Annotated in this window: 12 protein-coding genes; all 12 read left to right on the top strand. The window is 39.5% G+C overall.

Going from position 1 to position 18512, the window contains the following annotated elements; genetic code table 11:
- Positions 1–30 precede the first annotated feature (30 nt).
- Positions 31–3240, top strand: a complete 3210-nt coding sequence (locus OCV43_RS02100) for an N-acetylmuramoyl-L-alanine amidase (protein ID WP_262623293.1) — start codon at positions 31–33, stop codon at positions 3238–3240.
- A 102-nt stretch (positions 3241–3342) separates the two neighbouring features.
- Positions 3343–5781: a glycosyltransferase family 2 protein gene (locus OCV43_RS02095; protein ID WP_262623292.1), complete on the top strand. Its 2439-nt coding sequence runs from the start codon at positions 3343–3345 to the stop codon at positions 5779–5781.
- Between the two features lie 65 nt (positions 5782–5846).
- Complete coding sequence (gene rffA / locus OCV43_RS02090; protein WP_262623291.1) at positions 5847–6980, top strand: dTDP-4-amino-4,6-dideoxygalactose transaminase; 1134 nt, start codon at positions 5847–5849, stop codon at positions 6978–6980.
- Positions 6981–7009: 29 nt separating this feature from the next.
- A complete protein-coding gene (locus tag OCV43_RS02085) occupies positions 7010–8026 on the top strand; it encodes an NAD-dependent epimerase/dehydratase family protein (protein WP_262623290.1) in 1017 nt (338 codons plus the stop codon).
- Between the two features lie 19 nt (positions 8027–8045).
- Positions 8046–9191: an ATP-grasp domain-containing protein gene (locus OCV43_RS02080; RefSeq protein WP_262623289.1), complete on the top strand. Its 1146-nt coding sequence runs from the start codon at positions 8046–8048 to the stop codon at positions 9189–9191.
- Positions 9188–9544 (top strand): transporter, encoded by a 357-nt coding sequence (locus tag OCV43_RS02075; protein ID WP_117698685.1) that lies wholly within the window; start codon positions 9188–9190, stop codon positions 9542–9544. Before OCV43_RS02080 ends, OCV43_RS02075 begins: the two co-directional genes overlap by 4 nt.
- A 4-nt stretch (positions 9545–9548) precedes the next feature.
- Complete coding sequence (locus OCV43_RS02070) at positions 9549–9881, top strand: EamA family transporter (protein WP_227700551.1); 333 nt, start codon at positions 9549–9551, stop codon at positions 9879–9881.
- Positions 9882–9893: 12 nt separating this feature from the next.
- A complete protein-coding gene (locus OCV43_RS02065) occupies positions 9894–10838 on the top strand; it encodes a glycosyltransferase family 2 protein (protein ID WP_022244459.1) in 945 nt (314 codons plus the stop codon).
- Entirely contained in the window at positions 10819–13755 is a 2937-nt protein-coding gene (locus tag OCV43_RS02060; RefSeq protein WP_262623288.1) for a YfhO family protein, read from the top strand. The genes OCV43_RS02065 and OCV43_RS02060 overlap by 20 nt, the downstream gene beginning before the upstream one ends.
- 5 nt (positions 13756–13760) lie before the next feature.
- A complete protein-coding gene (locus OCV43_RS02055) occupies positions 13761–15713 on the top strand; it encodes a DUF2142 domain-containing protein (protein WP_262623287.1) in 1953 nt (650 codons plus the stop codon).
- A 90-nt stretch (positions 15714–15803) separates the two neighbouring features.
- The gene (locus OCV43_RS02050) at positions 15804–17582 is read left to right on the top strand and encodes a hypothetical protein (RefSeq protein WP_262623286.1); all 1779 of its coding nucleotides are present in this window, start codon (positions 15804–15806) and stop codon (positions 17580–17582) included.
- A complete protein-coding gene (locus tag OCV43_RS02045; protein ID WP_262623285.1) occupies positions 17575–18483 on the top strand; it encodes a glycosyltransferase family 2 protein in 909 nt (302 codons plus the stop codon). The genes OCV43_RS02050 and OCV43_RS02045 overlap by 8 nt, the downstream gene beginning before the upstream one ends.
- The last annotated feature ends 29 nt before the right edge of the window (positions 18484–18512 follow it).

Here is an 18512-nt window from a genome sequence, read left to right as displayed (position 1 = left end):
GTAGTAAAGCAGCAAAGGAGCAAAGATAAAATGAAAAAGAAATGGAGCAGAAAAGCAGCCCTTTTGCTGGCAGCAGTAACAATTCTTACCAGCCTGCCTACAGAATATCTGTATGCAGCACAAACGCAGGAAACACAGGATACTGTAACGCCAGAAGAGCAGAGCAATGAGGAAACAGTAATAGACACAGCCCTTACCGGACAAGAGAGTATTACAGACACTGAGCAGGAAACGACAGAGGCAGTAGAAGGAACAACCGCTACAGAAGAAACTGCTGATGGAACAGAAACTGCCGGAAAGTCAGAAATAGAAACACAGAGTGCGGACACACAAAATGCAGTGACAGCAGATATATTGGCAGCAGAAGATTTACTGAATTATCTGGTATTAGATAATGCGTACATAGCAGTTGGCGGTACACAGAATGTAGTTGCCAATATCGGAAATGAAGATTTAGCTATTGGTGGTGGCAGATTACTGTATCACAGAGTATCTGATGGAGCAGCTTATGAGATGGCAGCTACAGAGACAGATGGAAACGGTCTCAGATTTTCAGAGACTTTTGCAGATGAGAGCCGTACCGGTGAATATGCACTGGATGCTATCATTTATGAGAAAGATGCTCAGGAATATCAGATTAATTTATCTGATGCAGGAATGGACGTTAGGTTTGGTGTCAATACAGAAGTAGAGACCAATCCGGATGCAGAAGTAGTAGATGAAGCGACCACAGATGTAGATATGGATGTAGTAAGCTTTGATGAAAATGGCAATCAGACATCAGAAGATTCGATTGCAGATGCCATTGCAACCCAGAAAGCAGAAGCAGCAGAATCCGGAATAAGCACAGCACGTTATAATGGAAATGTGGTTGTTGTCTTAGACCCGGGGCACGATGGAACCCATGGCGGAAGTTCTGCAAATGGATTCGTGGAAGCACAGCTGAATCTGAAAATTGCACAGTATTGTAAAGCGGAACTGGAAGAATACTATGGTGTGACTGTATATATGACGAGAGATTCTGCCTCCTGCCCGAATGGTGGGGGAGATAATAAATCCTGCCTCCAGCGGAGAGCTGATATAGCAAGAGATATGGGAGCAAATCTTTTTGTCTCTCTACATAATAATTATTCCAGTGCATCCAGTGCATCCGGTGCAGAAATCTGGTATCCGAACCAGAATTATAACCCATGGACCAGTCAGGTGGGTGGCTCTGCAGCATCCTGTATATTAGAACAGTTGACCAGCCTCGGATTAAAAGGCAGAGGGACACAGATAAGAAATGCAAATGAGGATAAATATCCGGATGGTTCGGCAGCAGATTATTATGCAGTAATCAGACACTGTAAGGAATATGGTATCCCTGGAATTATTGTAGAGCATGCTTTTATGTCTAATTCTTCAGATGCTGCTAACTTTCTTTCCAATGATGAAGGATTAAAAAAACTTGGTGTGGCAGATGCAACCGGAATTGCACAGTATTTTGGGTTAAAGAAAGAGAAACCGGAAGAATATTCAGCAGTATTTGATGCTGCATATTATGCAGACCGCTATCCTGATTTAAAGACAGCATTTGGCAATGATGACAGTGCATTATTACAGCATTTTATACAATATGGTATGGCAGAAGGACGCCAGGGAAGTTCCCAGTTTGATGTATATTCATATAAGAATCTGTACCCTGATTTGAGGGCAGCATTTGGTAATAATTTAAAGAGTTATTATATGCACTATATTAGTAGTGGAAAGTCAGAAGGCAGAAAAGCCACAGGTGTAAATACATTACAAAAGCCGATAACGACGTACAATGGAATAGATTATTCTGCCGTATACGATTATAATTATTATCTGAAAAAGCATAGCGATTTGGCGAAGATATATACGAATGATGATATAGGATTACTTGCTCATTTTGTGAATTGTGGAATGAGTGAAGGCCGTCAGGCCAAAGACAGCTTTGATGTTTTCTCTTATCGTAATCAATATCAGGATTTGAGAGTAGCTTTTGGAAATAATTTAAAGAGCTATTATATGCATTATATTAGTAATGGTAAAGCAGAAGGAAGAAAAGCTACAGGTGTGAAATCTATTCAGAATCCAATAACAACATATAATGGAGTAGATTATTCTGCGGTATATGATTACAATTTTTATATCAAAAAATATAGTGATTTAGCAAGAATATATACAAATGATGAAGTAGGATTGCTTGCCCATTTTGTAAACTGTGGGATGGCTGAGGGACGTCAGGCAAAGGCTGATTTTGATGTTTTCTCTTACCGGAATCAGTATCAGGATTTAAGACTGGCATTTGGTAAGGACTTAAAGAGTTATTATTTTCATTATATGAATAGTGGCAAAAAAGAAAGGCGGACTGCTGCCGGTGTCAAGGTACTTCAGAATCCGGTAACAATTTACAATGGAACGGATTATTCTGCGGTATATGATTACAACTATTACAACAGTAAATACAGTGATTTGAAATCTGCTTTCAAGGGAGATGACATTGACCTTTTAGCCCATTTTGTAAATAATGGAATGAAAGAGGGACGTCAGGCAAGCAAGAAGTTTAACGTTCAGATATATAAAAACAATTACATGGATTTGCAGCAAGCGTTTGGCAATGATTTAAAGCCATATTATATGCATTATATCCAGAATGGTAAGGCAGAGGGCAGAAATGCAGAATCACAGATATATCATTCTGTAATAACAAAATCAACTACAACAGTAAATCAGATGGTAAATTATTATAATGCCAAAGCTTCTTATCCGGCATACTACGGAAATGCCAATGTTCCTGATATCAGAAGCTTTTGCCAGGTTTATTATGATGAAGCAACGGCAGAAGGAGTGGATCCGGCATTGGCATTCACCCAGGCAATGAAGGAGACTGGTTTCTTAAAATTTACCGGACAGGTAAAAATTGATCAGTTTAATTTCGCAGGAATGGGTGTAACAGATGCAAGCACGAATGGAGATTCTTATCAGAATGTAAGAGAAGGAATCCGGGCGCATGTGCAGCATTTAAAAGCGTATGCAGTAAAGAATCCAACCTTTGCGAATCCTGTTGTAGATAAACGTTACAGCTCCTGGTTTGCAGCAAACCGCTCTGGTACAGCTCCATACATCGAATGGCTTGGTATATCAGAAAATCCATCTGGATTTGGTTGGGCTACAGAAAAAGGATATGGTTATAGTATTTTAAATGATTATATGAATCAGTTATATAAATATTAATAAGAATAAAGAAGATAGGAACCGGATGGTCGTTATTTGACCATCCGGTTTATTTTTGGTACAATATAGAAAGCTATGATTTCTTTTAAAATGGAGGCAACTATGGCAGAAGTAAACTTTATAGTAGAATGTATCAGATTATATGCCCGGGAGGAAAGAACATTGATTATTCGGGGATTTTTCCCGGAAGATAATCCGGAAAACCGAACATTAAAAGTGTATCTGAATCAAAAAGAAATTCCAGTGGAATATACGATTACCAGTGGTGCAGAGGTAAGACGAAGACACTTGCAATACCGGATGAATGTAGGAGAAGAAATCACTGGAAAATTATTGTTACCGGAAGAAACTGTAGTAGATTTTAAAATATGTAGTTGCCTTGGAACAGAAGAGACAGAAGTATATCATGTTAATAAAAAACAGTTCGAGAAGATGATAAATCATCTGGATGGAAATTTGGAGATGGAACGCTTGGAAGATGGGCAATTTGTACTGACAGGATGGTGTGTGGCTGGAGAACAGACAAAGTGCCAGGCACAGGTAGATGGAAAAAATGTTCCGATAGATGTTCAGTGGAAATATCGAAAAGATGTTATGGATGTATTTCCTGAGTTAGAAGAAACGGTAAAATGCGGATTTGAAATTTATGTACCGGAACAAAATGGCAGAAAACTCAGTTTACATTTATATGCAAATGAAAAAGAAAATAAGTATATCGTGTCTCTGGATAAAGTGAGACATGGTGAAAGTGGGCATGATACAGTAAGCCTGTTTCAAAAAGGGATATGTTATTGGAAACAGTATGGTGTAAAACGTACAATACGTAAAATAATTAGAAAAATGCAGGGAAAAAAGGATACTGTATCATACGAGGATTTTCTGAAAAAATATGGTGTGAAGGAAGAAGAACTGGCTCGTCAGAGACAGGAAGTATTTGAAAATGGTCCATGTTTCTCCATTGCAGTTCCGCTGTACCAGACAAAAGAAAAATATCTGAGGGAAATGATAGAATCGGTACAGGCACAGACTTATACGAATTGGGAGCTTTGCCTTGCGGATGGAAGTGGCAGGGAGCACAGCCTCCAGTCTGTTGTCGGGGAATATATTGCAAAAGATAAACGGATTAAATATTGCCTTTTAGACAGCAACGAGGGAATTGCCGGCAATACCAATGAAGCATTGAAAATGGCAGACGGTGATTTTGTTGTGCTGACGGACCATGATGATTTACTTTCTCCGGAAGCACTGTATCAGTGTGCAAAAGCGGTACAGAAGGAGCCGCAGACAGATGTGATTTATTCGGACGAAGATAAAGTGGATATGAGTGGAAAGAAGTTTTTTGAGCCACATTTTAAATCCGATTATAATATTGATTTGTTGTGTACTATGAATTATATCTGTCATCTCTTTGTTGTTCGCAAAGATGTGATGGAGCGGGCGGGGCTATTTGAAAGCTGTTATGATGGTGCACAGGATCATGATTTTATTTTACGCTGTACCGAGAAAGCGGAGCATATCGTGCATATTCCCAAGGTGCTGTATCATTGGCGGTGTCATGCACAGTCAACCTCCGAGAATCCGGAAAGCAAGTTATATGCCTTCGAAAACGGATGCAAAGCGGTAAAAGCACATTATGACAGAATCGGAATTCCAGCAGAAGTGGAGCAGGGACCCTTCTATGGGATGTACCGTACCCATTATCTCTGGAAGGAGCAGCCGCTAGTATCTATTTTGATTCCAAATAAGGATCATGTTGCGGATTTAAAAAAATGTATGGATTCCATTGAAGAGAAATCCACATACCGGAATTTTGAATTTATCATTGTAGAGAATAACAGTACAGAAGAAGAGACCTTCGCTTATTATAAAGAGATTGAGAAAAGGGATAATGTCAGAGTTTTATATTACAAGGAAGAGTTTAACTATTCAAGAATTAATAATTTTGGCGCAAAAGAGGCAAATGGGGAATATGTCCTGCTTCTGAACAATGATACAGAAATGATTGAACCGGACAGCATCAAAGAAATGCTGGATGTATGCATGCGTCCTGATGTTGGAATTGTGGGAGCAAAGTTAATATTTGAAGATAATACCATTCAGCATGCCGGAGTTATCATTGGATTTGGCGGTGTTGCAGGACATGCCTTTATCGGACAGGACAGAGATGATAATGGATATTTTTCAAGAATTATAAGCGTTCAGGATTTGTCAGCAGTAACGGCAGCCTGCCTGATGGTAAGACGAAGTGTATTTGATGAAGTAGAGGGCTTAAATGAAGAATTTAAGGTAGCCTTTAATGATATTGATTTTTGCCTGAAGGTAAGAAAAGCGGGCTATCTTGTAGTATATAATCCATATGCCCAGTTCTATCATTATGAGTCAAAATCCAGAGGGCAGGAGGATTCCGCAGATAAAGTAGCAAGATTCCAGCAGGAGATAGGTTTATTTGGAGAACGATGGGGAGAACTTTTAGAAAATGGAGATCCGTACTATAATCCGAATTTAACACTGGATAAAGCAGATTTTTCTTTGAAAGAGTAGCGTATTTATTGTGTTAAAGAACAAAAAGTCATATAATGACGTTAATATACAATGGAGGATGAAAAATGATTAATTTCAACGAACCACCTTATATGGAAAAAAGCATGGACTATATCCGTAAGGCGGTAGAAAATAAGAAAATATGTGGGGATGGGGAATATACCAAGAAGTGCAATGCCTGGTTAGAAGAACATACAGGAACAAAAAAGGCATTGCTGACAACATCCTGTACCCATGCAACAGAGCTTGCGGCAATTCTGTCAGAAATCAAGCCGGGAGACGAAGTAATTATGCCGGCTTATACCTTTGTATCAACAGCAGATGCTTTTGTGTTGAGAGGGGCAAAGGTGGTATTTGTAGATATCCGGCCGGATACCATGAATATTGATGAAAAACTGATTGAACATGCAATTACGGATAAGACAAGAGCAATTGTTCCGGTACATTATGCCGGGGTATCCTGTGAAATGGATACTATTCTTGCAATAGCAAAGAAATATAATCTTCTGGTGATTGAAGATGCAGCCCAGGGTGTGATGTCTTCTTATAAGGGAAAAGCACTTGGAACCATGGGAGATTACGGATGTTACAGTTTTCATGAGACGAAGAATTACAGTATGGGAGAAGGCGGAGCACTTTTAATCCGGGATGAGAAAAATGTAGAGAATGCAGAAATTGTCCGGGAGAAAGGAACAAACCGTAGTAAATTCTTCCGGGGGCAGATTGATAAGTATACCTGGGTAGAAGCGGGGTCTTCTTATCTGCCAAGTGAATTGAATGCAGCATATCTTTATGCACAACTTGAAGTAGCGGATAAGATTAATGAAAAACGTCTGTCTATCTGGAACCGCTATTGGGATGGATTGGAAAAATTATCTGATGAGGGTAAAATTGCCCGCCCAACGATACCGGATGGTTGTGTACATAATGCACATATGTTTTATCTCAAGGCCAGAGATTTAGAAGAAAGAACAGCTTTAATCAGTTATTTAAAGGAACAGGGTGTACAGGCAGTATTTCATTATATACCATTACATACAGCACCGGCAGGTCAGCGTTATGGTGTATTTGCTGGAGAAGACCGTTATACAACGAGGGAAAGCGAGAGGCTGGTCCGCCTGCCGTTATATTATAATCTGTCATTGGAACAGGCAGACTATGTGATAGATAAGGTTAATGCATTTTACAAAGAGAGATAAATGAAAATACAGGAAAGAGGACAGAGCAAATGGTTATTGTTATTGGGGCAACAGGATTTATTGGAATGTATACCGTAGACCGCTTCTTGGAAGAAGGTTATGAGGTGCTGGCAACTGGAAGAAATGCAATCATGAAGCAGGAACTGGAAGCAAAAGGCGTTACCTGTGTATCATTGGATATTTCGAAAAAAGAAGATTTTGATAAATTACCGACAGAAGGTGTAGAGGGTGTTATTTTACTGGCAGGTCTGCTTCCGGCAAATGCACCGGTGGATATCAGTGCAGATGAGAATGCCGCAGACTATATCCGTATCAATGTAGAGGGAACCATTAATGTGCTGGAATACTGCCGGAAGAATGGCATTAAGAAAGTGATTGCTACCAGCAGCTATGCAGATGTAAGAAATGCATGGAAAAAAGGCGTTGCCTTAAAAGAGACAGAGCCGAGAGATTTCATGTATACTGGAGACCATGCGGTATATGTGATTTCCAAAAATGCCGCCAATGATGTGATGGAATATTATAATGAGCAGCATGGCATGCAGTGTGCATCTTTCCGCCTGCCACCGGTATACGGAGTAGGACCTCATTCTGAGATTTATGTGAATGGTAAATATTATAAGACCGGAATCCAGACCTTTATTGAGAATGCAGAAGCCGGAAAAGATATTGAAATCTGGGGTGACCCACAGATTTCCAGAGACATTATTTATGTAAAGGATGTTGCGAGAGCATTTGTGCTGGCATTACGCAGTGATAAGACCTATGGTCTTTATAATATGACATCCGGTACAGAACTAACTTTAGAGGAGCAGGTGCAGACCGTTATTGACGTATTTGGACCGGGTAAGGGATCTAAGATTGTCTATCGCCCGGATAAGCCAAATAATACACCATCCTTTTTGTTTGACATGACAAAGGCGAAGGAAGATTTCGGTTTCGTGCCGGAATATCTTTCTTATCGTGCAATAATGGAAGATTATAAAAAAGAATTAGAAAGCGGAAGATGGGATAAGTTCATCGCAAGCCGCCGCAAGAAAAGTTAAGTGCCGGGAGGATGGCAATATGAAGAAAATTGTAATTATAGGAGCGAATTCTTTTCAGAATCCGCTCATTTTAAAGGCAAAAGAGATGGGATATGAGACACATGTATTTGCATGGAAAGATGGCTCTATCGGAGAGAGGACAGCAGATTATTTTTATCCTATCAGCATTGTGGAAAAGGAAGCAATCTTAGAAGAATGTCGGAAGATTCAGCCGGATGCAGTGGCAACGATAGCATCTGACCTTGCCAATATTACCGTGCAGTATCTGGCAGAGCAGCTTGGATTGCCACATAATTCTGACAATTGTATCTATATATCTACCAATAAATTTGCCATGCGGGAAGCTTTCGCAAAACATGGTGTGCCGACTCCGGGCTTTGTCAGTGTATGTGAAGGGGATGATTATGCGAAAGCAGTAAAATCTATGCAGTTCCCGATGATTGTAAAACCGACCGATCGTTCCGGAAGCCGCGGTATTATGAGAGTGGAGAGTCTTGAGGAGATTGCTCCGGCAGTAGAAGAGGCAGTGCGTAATTCCTTTGAAAAGAAGGCAATTATTGAGGAGTATATCGAAGGCAATGAATATAGCTGTGAATGTATTTCTTATCAGGGCAGACATCATGTACTGGCGGTGACAAAGAAATATACCACAGGATATCCTCATTTTATTGAGACTGGACATATGGAGCCACCGGAACTTTCTGAAACAGAGATGAACCGGGTGAAGGAATTTATTCCGAAGGCACTTACTGCTCTTGAGATTGAAAATGGTGCTTCCCATTCGGAATTTAAACTGGATGCCGATGGTAATGTAAGAATCATTGAAATCGGTTCCCGTATGGGTGGCGACTGTATTGGCTCCCATCTGGTATCTTTATCTTCCGGATATGACTTTGTCCGTATGGTAATTGAGACTGCTTTGGGAAAAGAACCGGATCTGACACCGGCACATGAGCCGATGTGTGCGGGTATCCGCTTTGTGTTTACAAAGAAGGATCTGGATGTTTTGGAAGAGATTAAGAGCAAAAGTCCGGAACTGCTTCAGATGGTAAGTGAAATGGAAACGGTAGGTGAACACCAGGTAGTAGACAGTGGAAGCCGTTTTGGTTATTACATTCTGGCTGGAAAAAATCAGGCAGAGATTAAGGATTGGTTGGAACGATGAGTAAAGTAGAAGGAAAGAAAAAGTGGATACTGCTGATTTTATTGCAGCTGGTAATCATGATATACACATTATCCGGTGTGGCAGCGAAGTTTGCAGCGGGATATGAGTTCTTATCCATGGGATTTATTCTGTGTTACGGAGTGGAAATCTGCATCCTTGGATTGTATGCCATTTTCTGGCAGCAGATTATCAAAAGGGTTGACTTGTCGGTAGCATATGCAAACCGGAGCATTGCGATTTTGTGGTCTATGATCTGGGCGGCACTGATTTTTGGAGAACATATTTCGGTACAGAATATTATTGGTGTCCTTCTGGTAATTGCCGGCACCATGATTGTGAATAAGGAGGGATAGAAGGATGATATACTGGCTTTTTCTTGTAGCGTCTGTTATTGTTGCCTCTTTTTCTCAGGTCTTATTAAAGAAAAGTGCAGCAAAGAAGTACGATAATGTGATTAAGGAATATCTGAATCCTTATGTAATTATCGGATATATGATGATGGTTGGAACAACGGTACTGACGATTTTAGCTTATCGTGGCATTGAGTATAAGAATGGCCCGGTCATTGAATCATTGGGTTATATTCTGATTATGATTTTAAGCTTTTTCTTTTTTAAAGAGCCGATTACAAAGCGTAAAGTGTTTGGAAATGCACTGATACTGCTTGGCATTATCGTGTTTTACTTGTAGGAGGAAATGAAAATGGATATATCAGTTGTAGTTCCGGTGTATGGATGCCGGGCAGCACTTCATGAATTGCACAGACGTCTGGTGGAATCGGTAAGTACCATCACTGATGATTTTGAAATTATTCTGGTAAATGATGCCTGTCCGCAGAATTCGTGGGAAGTAATCGAAGAAATCTGTAAGGAAGATAGTCACGTAAAGGGGATTGAATTATCCCGGAATTTCGGACAGATTATGGCAATTACCGCAGGACTGGATGCTTCAAAAGGAGACTGGGTAGTGGTGATGGACTGTGATTTACAGGACAGACCGGAAGAAATCCAGAATCTTTACCGCAAGGCTCAGGAAGGTTATGATGTGGTCTTTGCTAGACGAGCACACAGAAAAGATTCTTTCTTAAAGGTATTGGTATCTAAAATATTCTATAAGATTTATTCCTTTGCATCGGATGGACACTATGACCCGGCAATCTGTAATTTCAGTATCAGCAAACGTGTGGTAATCGATAATTATTGTAAAATGCGGGAAATGCACCGTGCCTTTGTTATCTATGTAAAATGGCTTGGCTTTAAACAGACAGCCATTGATGTAGAGCATGATCAGCGTTTTGAGGGAAAATCCTCTTATAACATGAAGAAGCGTTTTAAGATGGCGGGAGAGATTTTAACCTCCCAGTCGGATAAACTTTTGAAATTCACCATGGGCTTTGGATTCCTGATGTCCATCATTTCAGCAATGATAATTATCGGACTGATTATCTATTATTTTACCGGTCATGTGGCAGCAGGCTGGACCAGTATCGTAGCAACCAACTGTCTCATCGGAGGAATTATTATTATGGTAGTCGGTCTGGTAGGCATTTATGTAGGAAACATCTTTATGCAGTCAAAACAAAGACCATTATATGTGGTGCGCCAGATGCTGAATGAGGAGAAGGAAGATGCAGATTCAAATCGATAAGAAGAAATGGCTGAAAAATGCAGGAGTATTGCTTGCGGAACTGATTCTGATTATAGCAGGGCTGGTTCTGGTGGGAACGGTTGGAACAAGAGGTTTTGACAATCTAAAGGTATATACCACTATTTTTCCGCAGTATCAGGATATGGATGAGGTGTTAGCAGGGGCTAACGACCTGATTCCATCGGAGGATGGAAATGGTTATGTAACCGGAGAAGATACTTATTTTGTGATTCCGGTGGATTCGGATAAGTTAATTGATCTAGAGATGAGTCGTATTGAGGGCGAGGGAATCTTAGGAGAAATCTGGCAGTCGGAAAACGAGACCTTTGCAGAAAAACCGTCTCCGTATACCTTTGAACTGGGGCACAATCCGGTTCAGGTAAAGAAAACAACAAAGTATATCCGGGTTAAGATTTCTTCACAACCCGGAGTTCATTATAATCTGTCAAGGGTATCTTATCGAAATCCATTTTCTGTTTTTGCAAGAATAAATAAAAGTTCAATTATAACAACAGCCTTTGCATTATGGGGGCTATGTATTCTTTTGCAAGTTATGCAATTAGTATTCAAAAATTGTAAAACGGGTCGCAATTTTTTGCATATAGTATTATACATTGGTTTTGTTGGAATAACTATAGCATATGTATTTCATGATTTTATCTGGGGAGAGAAATTGTTCTTATATACGGATATAGGTTCGGATACGATGCAACAATATTATCCATATTATATGAACTGTGTAAGAAGAATATCGGAAGGTTCATTTTCTATCTGGAACTGGGATTATGGATTAGGGACCAGTTTAATCAATAATATTTCCCAGACATTGGATCCTTTTGGTTTATTTGTAATTTTAGGTGGAGTTGTTTTCGGAATAGGAAAAGTAAAACGACTTTTAGTAGTTGCACAGATATTGAAAATTATTCTCTCGGCATTGTTGTGCCGGTACTTCTTAAAACTCTTTCATGTAAGTGAGAGGGCTGCTTGTATTGGTGGATATTTATATGCATTTAATGGATATTTGATGCTTTGGGGACAGCATTATCTCCTGGGAACAATCTGCATTTATCTTTTGTTAATATTGATTTTTTTAGAGAAGCTGATACAGGAATTCAAAGTAAGGTATGTTATGGGACTTGGTATTTCTGTTGCAGCATCAATAATTTACAGTTATTACAATACTTATATGGCATTGCTGTTTGTTGGCATTTATTGTGTCTTGCGCCTTTTAAACCCAAACTTGAATTGGCCTTTAAAAGAGCGTATAAAACGTGCATTTACAATTTTGGGAGGTATTATTTGTGGGGTACTGGCAGGGGCAGTATCATTACTTCCGGCAGCATCATATCTTACATCCAGTTCATCAAGATTAGATTCAGATATGTCGGCGTTGACAAAATTCTTTCATGGATTATTCTCCGTATACTCTATAGAACAGAATTCAGAAATAGCGGGGCGGATGATATCAAATAATCTATATTACATCAATGACATAAATGCTAGTAGTGGCTGGGGAAATTATTATGAAATGCCTAATATATGCATTACAATTTTTATTTATTTTTTCCTTGGGCAGTTATTAGTACAGAGTATAAAAAAATGTAAGAGTTATAAGAATGCATTATACGGTATTCTTATAACTTTTGTTGGAATTCTACTGGTGTTTAATCCGGGAATGGCAATTGCATTTAATGGATTTGCTTATGCACAGGCAAGGTATACATTCGTACTTATGCCGGTTGCAGCATTACTTGTAGCAGTAGAATGGGATAGACTGACAAGAAAAAAGGAATTTAGTTTTATTGGTCTTGGTCTGGGACTGATAAGCAGTTTGTATATTGTTATAAAAGCGTATAACAAGGCATCATTAGAGGTAAGGAGTTATGATGCAGAAATCATAATACTGCAAATATGTTTTGCATTTCTTTTGCTGGTAATGTTTTTTTGGAAAAATAAGCAGGGGCGTAAGATTGTAGAAAGCTTACTAATAGTGTGCGTGCTGCTTTCAACATGTACAGAAACCTATATGACAACTAGCCAGAGAGGTACTGCTTATACAACGACAGAGGAAATTGGATATGATGGTCATACCATGACAAATGATACGATAGATGCCCTGCAATATTTAAAAGAGCAGGATAAAGGCTTCTTCCGTGTGGATAAAGGATATGCAGTGGTATCTACCTATGGAGATTCCCTGGTCATGGGTTATTCTTCTGTAACAGATTATAACAGTACCATTAACCGGCATCTTGCAGATTTTTATAATATGTTGTATACACGAGCTAAAGTAACAGATGCACAGAGGATTGTTGTATATTCAGAGGAATCGGAAGTTTGTCCAATGAGCCTTATTAACTTAAAATATATTTTATCCATGGGAGAATTGGATTATTCCTGGTGTGAATATGTTGGTAGAATAGGCGGCGTTTATATTTACAGAAATAAGTATGCTGATTCTGCTGTGTCCTTCTATACCAATACGATTTCTAAGAGCGAATGCGAATCTATGGATGAGATAGGGCGGAGGCTGCTTTTAAAGGATACCTTAATCGTACCGGATGGAGAGGATGTGCTGCATGATACCGAAACCGGAGAAGTGACACTGGGTTCATTTGTAGCAGATGGGAAATATTTTACCGGAACTATTTCGAATGAAAAGGAAGGCTTTCTGCTTCTTACAATTCCGGACCAGGATGGATGGGAAGTTTATGTTGATGGTAAGAAAACAGAGACTATTAATGGAGACTATGGTTTTCTGGCAGTGAAGCTTGCGGCGGGAAATCATGAAGTGAAGGCAGTCTATCATATCCCTTATATGAAACAGGGGGCAGTAGTAAGTATTCTTGGAGTATTATTGCTGACAGGTTATTGTCTGTGGCTGTATCACAGGGATAGAAAGAGAAAACAGGGGTAAGGAAAATGAAGGAAAAGTTAAAGAAGATACCACCGAAATATATCGTGGCGGGAGTAGTTCTTATTGTCATGCTGTTGTTGCTGGTAAAGCATCGGAGCATATTCTATAACTCTAATCAGGATAATTACAATGACATGAGTGGGAAAGAGGAAAATATTGCTGCTGAAGATGCGGTGGTGTCACAGTATTTTACAATTTCCGGCAATATGCAGAATATCGCGTTGCTTATGATGAATGATTCCGGAGAGGATATTACGATTCATGCCGTTTTAAGGGATGCGGATACCGCTGAAGTGCTGAGTAATATACAGTGTAATGTTCCAAAGTCTACCGGAGCCGAAGAGGTGGTAAATCTTGAACTTGCAGTAGATGGAATAGATGGAACCAGAAATGTCTGTCTGGACTTAGAAGAGGTGACAAAAGCATCAGAAGTATATTATTGTGCATTATCAGGAGACTATGCCCAGACCCTGCTGGTGAATGGACAGACCACAACAGAACGGCTTCGTATGTCAGTGGTTTACGGTGGTGGACTCAACAAGACATTTTTCATTCTGTTTGCACTAGGAATAATAGCGGTAATCGGAATCTTTGTAATGCCGGTAAAGTGGGCAAAACCGGAAAATATGGTGCTGATACTGGTTTCAGTTATAGGAATCAGCATGGCGGTAATTAATCCGGCATTTCAGGAGTGTGACGGACCTTCTCATTTCTATCGGAGTATGGATGTGGCCTATGGAAACGTATTTGGTCCTTTTGCAAATCTCACGCATGAAGGAGGCGTGATATACGTGCCGGAAAATGTGCAGGAAATTGCCTACCGGCAGTTGACGCCGAATGGCAGTGAGGGGACTGCTTATATGGAATATTTAAAGAGCCGTAAGTTTTCTAAAAATAAGATAAAGATGACTTATTATGACAGTGTAACTTCAGTAGTATACTGGCCACAGGGGCTTGGAATCTTCCTTGGAAGAACGTTCAATTTCAGTATTTATGGTGTGATTTTGATGGGACGTATCTTCAACTTGCTGGCATATATGGGATTGGCATATGCAGCAGTACGGTTTATGCCGTTTTATAAGAATCTTATGGCAATGCTTGCGGTAATGCCATTAAGTATTTATCAGGCATCCTCTCTTTCCCAGGATGCAGTATTAAATGGTGCTGGCTTTTTATTTGTAGCATTGTGCTGTTATTATGCTTTTGATGAAAAAGTAAAATTGAATTGGAAAAAGACATTGCTACTTGGAATCCTGTTATTGACAATGCTTTTAAGTAAATATGTCTATGCGTGTCTTGGACTTTTAGTATTTATGATACCGAAGGATAAGTTTAACAGCAGAAAAGATTACTGGAAATCTTTTGTAATAGCATTACTTCCGTTGACAATCATAGGTGGCTATGTGATATTTCAGCTATCTTCCGGAATCAGCGGATTACAGGCTGGCGCTGGTGACGGAGCAGACACCATGACGCAGATGCAGTATCTGAAAACGTATCCAATTGCTGCAGTAAAGGTAATTATTTCAACATTAATAGTAAACCTTAATGATTATTTACAGCAGTTGAATATACTTGGAAGTATGAATTATCCATTAACTTTGCTTGCAGTAATAGAACCTTGTTTTCTTTTAGGTGTAGGTTTATTAGACGGTCAGGAAGTAAGAGACCGGATTAAAATAAAACACCGGATTTTGATTCTGTTGGCATTTGTAATAACTTTTGCAGCAATTATGATAGGACTTTATATCGGGGATGGTATTGCCAATCCGGTAGGCTCTTCAGTAATCAATGGCATTCAGGGAAGATATTTTATTCTGATGCTGATATTGCCATTCTTGGCACTGGGAAGTGACCATGTGAAACAGGACATCAGACATTTTACGGTAAAATGTTCCGGAATCATGGGCATCATGCTTTTATATGCAGTATTTATGCTGGTGAACACCTGTTACTAAAGGAAGTTAGAATAAAGAAAAGCTAGAATAAAGAAAAGTTGGAACAAAGAAAAACACAGGAAGACTTAAGGAAAAGGGAGATAACATACGATGGGATGGAATTTTGGAACTACATTTTTTTATGGAATAGCAGTGATTTCACTTTTAAGTGGTGCATTCTTTAGCTATAAGTCAGAGCGGAAGCAGGCAGGAATGACATGGATAGTATTGCTGCTGATTCTGATGAACTGCTATCACACATTTTGGGCAGCAATCCTGAATGTGATTCATATTCCGGTCAATATTATTTCAATGGGAATCATTGATTTGCTTACCGGTGGATTGCTCTGGTTCTTTATCGTAAAGAAAAAGAAATGGCAGAGGTATGAATTTGCAATAGCAGATGCAGCATTTCTTGTAACCGCACTGGCAATTATTGCAGTATTTGCAAAGGTAAGATATGGTGGAATGGCTCTAAATATCAATTTCCTGACCATTGATCCGGCAAATCATTTCCGGGCAGCCATGGATCTGGTAGAGAACGGAACCATAGCTGGTATGTTTTATGAGAGGGTTTTAAACGGATTGCTTTTTGAATTCTTAGCTCCATTTGCACCGGTGGATTATTTCTATCGATTCTTCGTCTTAAGTGAACTGATTCAGTTATTGATGTCGGCATTTATCTTCTATGGAATTGCAAGAAGGTTAAGCAAAGACCGGTTTGGCAGAGTGGCAGCTTATGTCCTGTCCTTTATCTATATGATAGGCTATCCGCTGTGCTCCATGCTCTACGGCTTTGTTTACCTTGGCATGGGCGTAACGGTTATCGGAATGATTATTATTTTGACAGACGTTTATTTAAAGGATGATATGCCAAAATGGCAGAATATTGTATGTCTGATGTTAGGTTGTCTGGCTATCTTTGAATGCTATGTCATGTTTATGCCGGTTACCTTCTTTGCTTTGATTACCTGCATTTTTGTAAAACAGTTTAAAGCAAAGAAACTGGTATCCAAAGATACCGTGGCAATCTGTCTGACGGTATTCCTGTTCCCATGCATCGTAGGCTTTTATTATACATATGCAGGTATCTTTACCAATGGCGTGACGGTATCTTCGGCACTGGTGAATGAGGGAGCCTGCTACCGGGATTTGTTTTCAAACTTTGTACTGTTTATTCCATTGATGCTCTTTGGATTCTATGGGATGTGTAGGAAGAAGGAGAATAATCTGGTATTGTTTTTAGCACCGTATACGCTTCTGTTTGCTTTATATCTTTTCTTGAAGACAGTAAATGGACAAGCATCTACCTATTATTTTTACAAGATTCATTTCCTGTTGTGGCTGATTGCGTTGGTATTGGTCTATTATGCAGTTGTTTATGCAGAAAAGCAGACAAAGGTATTGATAACCGGAAGCTTTGTGATGTGGGCATTTTTAACAGGAATGTACCTTGGCAAGATAGAGGAGAAAATTGCAGTCCATAATGATTTGATGATTTCTACTTATAAGGCAGAGGATTTTAATGATATTTTGCGTTATAATTATGTATCATTTGGCATGCCGGGTTATTCTAAGGAAAAGGAAGAACTTTATCACTGGGTATATAATGAATTAATCAGCAAGGGTGAAGAAATTGTGCCGATGGCAGGATACTGGGAAGATGATTTATGGTATCAGGCAATTTCAGACCAGCGGTATTATGGCTGGGGACAAAGTGACCCGGATTATACGGATTATTTCAATCACCTGAATGCGTCTGATGCCAGCTATATTCTGGTATTAAAAGATAGCCAGATTTATGCAGATGAACAGGCTTATTTTGATTCATTAGAGAGAATATATGATACCGGGATAGGTTTTGTGGCAAGAAAGGAATTGTATGAGTAAAAAAGTAAATGTATTACTGTCTGCTTATAACGGAGAAAAGTATATTAAGGCGCAGATTGACAGCATTTTAAATCAGTCTTATCCCAATGTGGAACTTTATGTCAGGGATGACGGCTCCAAGGATGGAACCCTTGCAATTGTAAGGGAATATGAAGAAAAGGGACTGCTTCATTTAGAGGCAGGAGAGAATGTCGGCTTCGTAAAGAGTTTTGAATGGCTCATTGCAAATGGCGGCGAAGCAGATTATTATGCTTTCAGTGACCAGGATGATGTCTGGTTTGAAGACAAGATTAAGATGGCTGTGGAAAAATTAGAACATGCAAGGGAAAATGTGCCGGTATTGTATTTTTCCAATTATGATTTCTATGACGGAGATTTAAATTTCATGGCGCACCGGGATGGCAGGACGCCGAATATTTCTTTTGTGAATTCATTGGTGGATTGTGTGTCTCTTGGCTTTAACAGTGTATTTAACCGCAAAGCAAAGGACATGGTGACAGAGCAGATGCCGGAAAAATCTACCGGACATGACTGGTGGATGTATATGGTCTGTGCCGGAATGGGAGAAGTAATCTATGATGAGCGTCCGACGGTAAAATACCGCAGACACAATAATAATGTCAGTGATGGTGGGTACAGCTTTATTAAGTTTCAGATCTGGCGTTTTAAACGTTTTTTCTTGAATCACTATTTCCATCATATTCATGAGCAGATTAAGGAATACAGTGAACTTTACAATGGAAAACTGACCCCGGAAAATCAGAAGGCACTGGCACTTTTTACCAGGGATGGTTTTCATCCGCTGATTGCACTGCGTAAGGTTTTCTATCCGAAGAAGTTAAGACAGAAAGTCGTAGACGAGATATTTGTACGTCTGGTATTCCTCATCGGAAGGCTATAAGTTGCAAATTTTAAGAAAACATAGTAAAC

Source organism: Roseburia amylophila, from assembly GCF_025567465.1.
GTDB classification, from domain to species: domain Bacteria; phylum Bacillota; class Clostridia; order Lachnospirales; family Lachnospiraceae; genus Roseburia_C; species Roseburia_C amylophila.
Note: the sequence above shows the minus strand (reverse complement) of the source record. Positions and strands in the feature narration are given on the sequence as shown.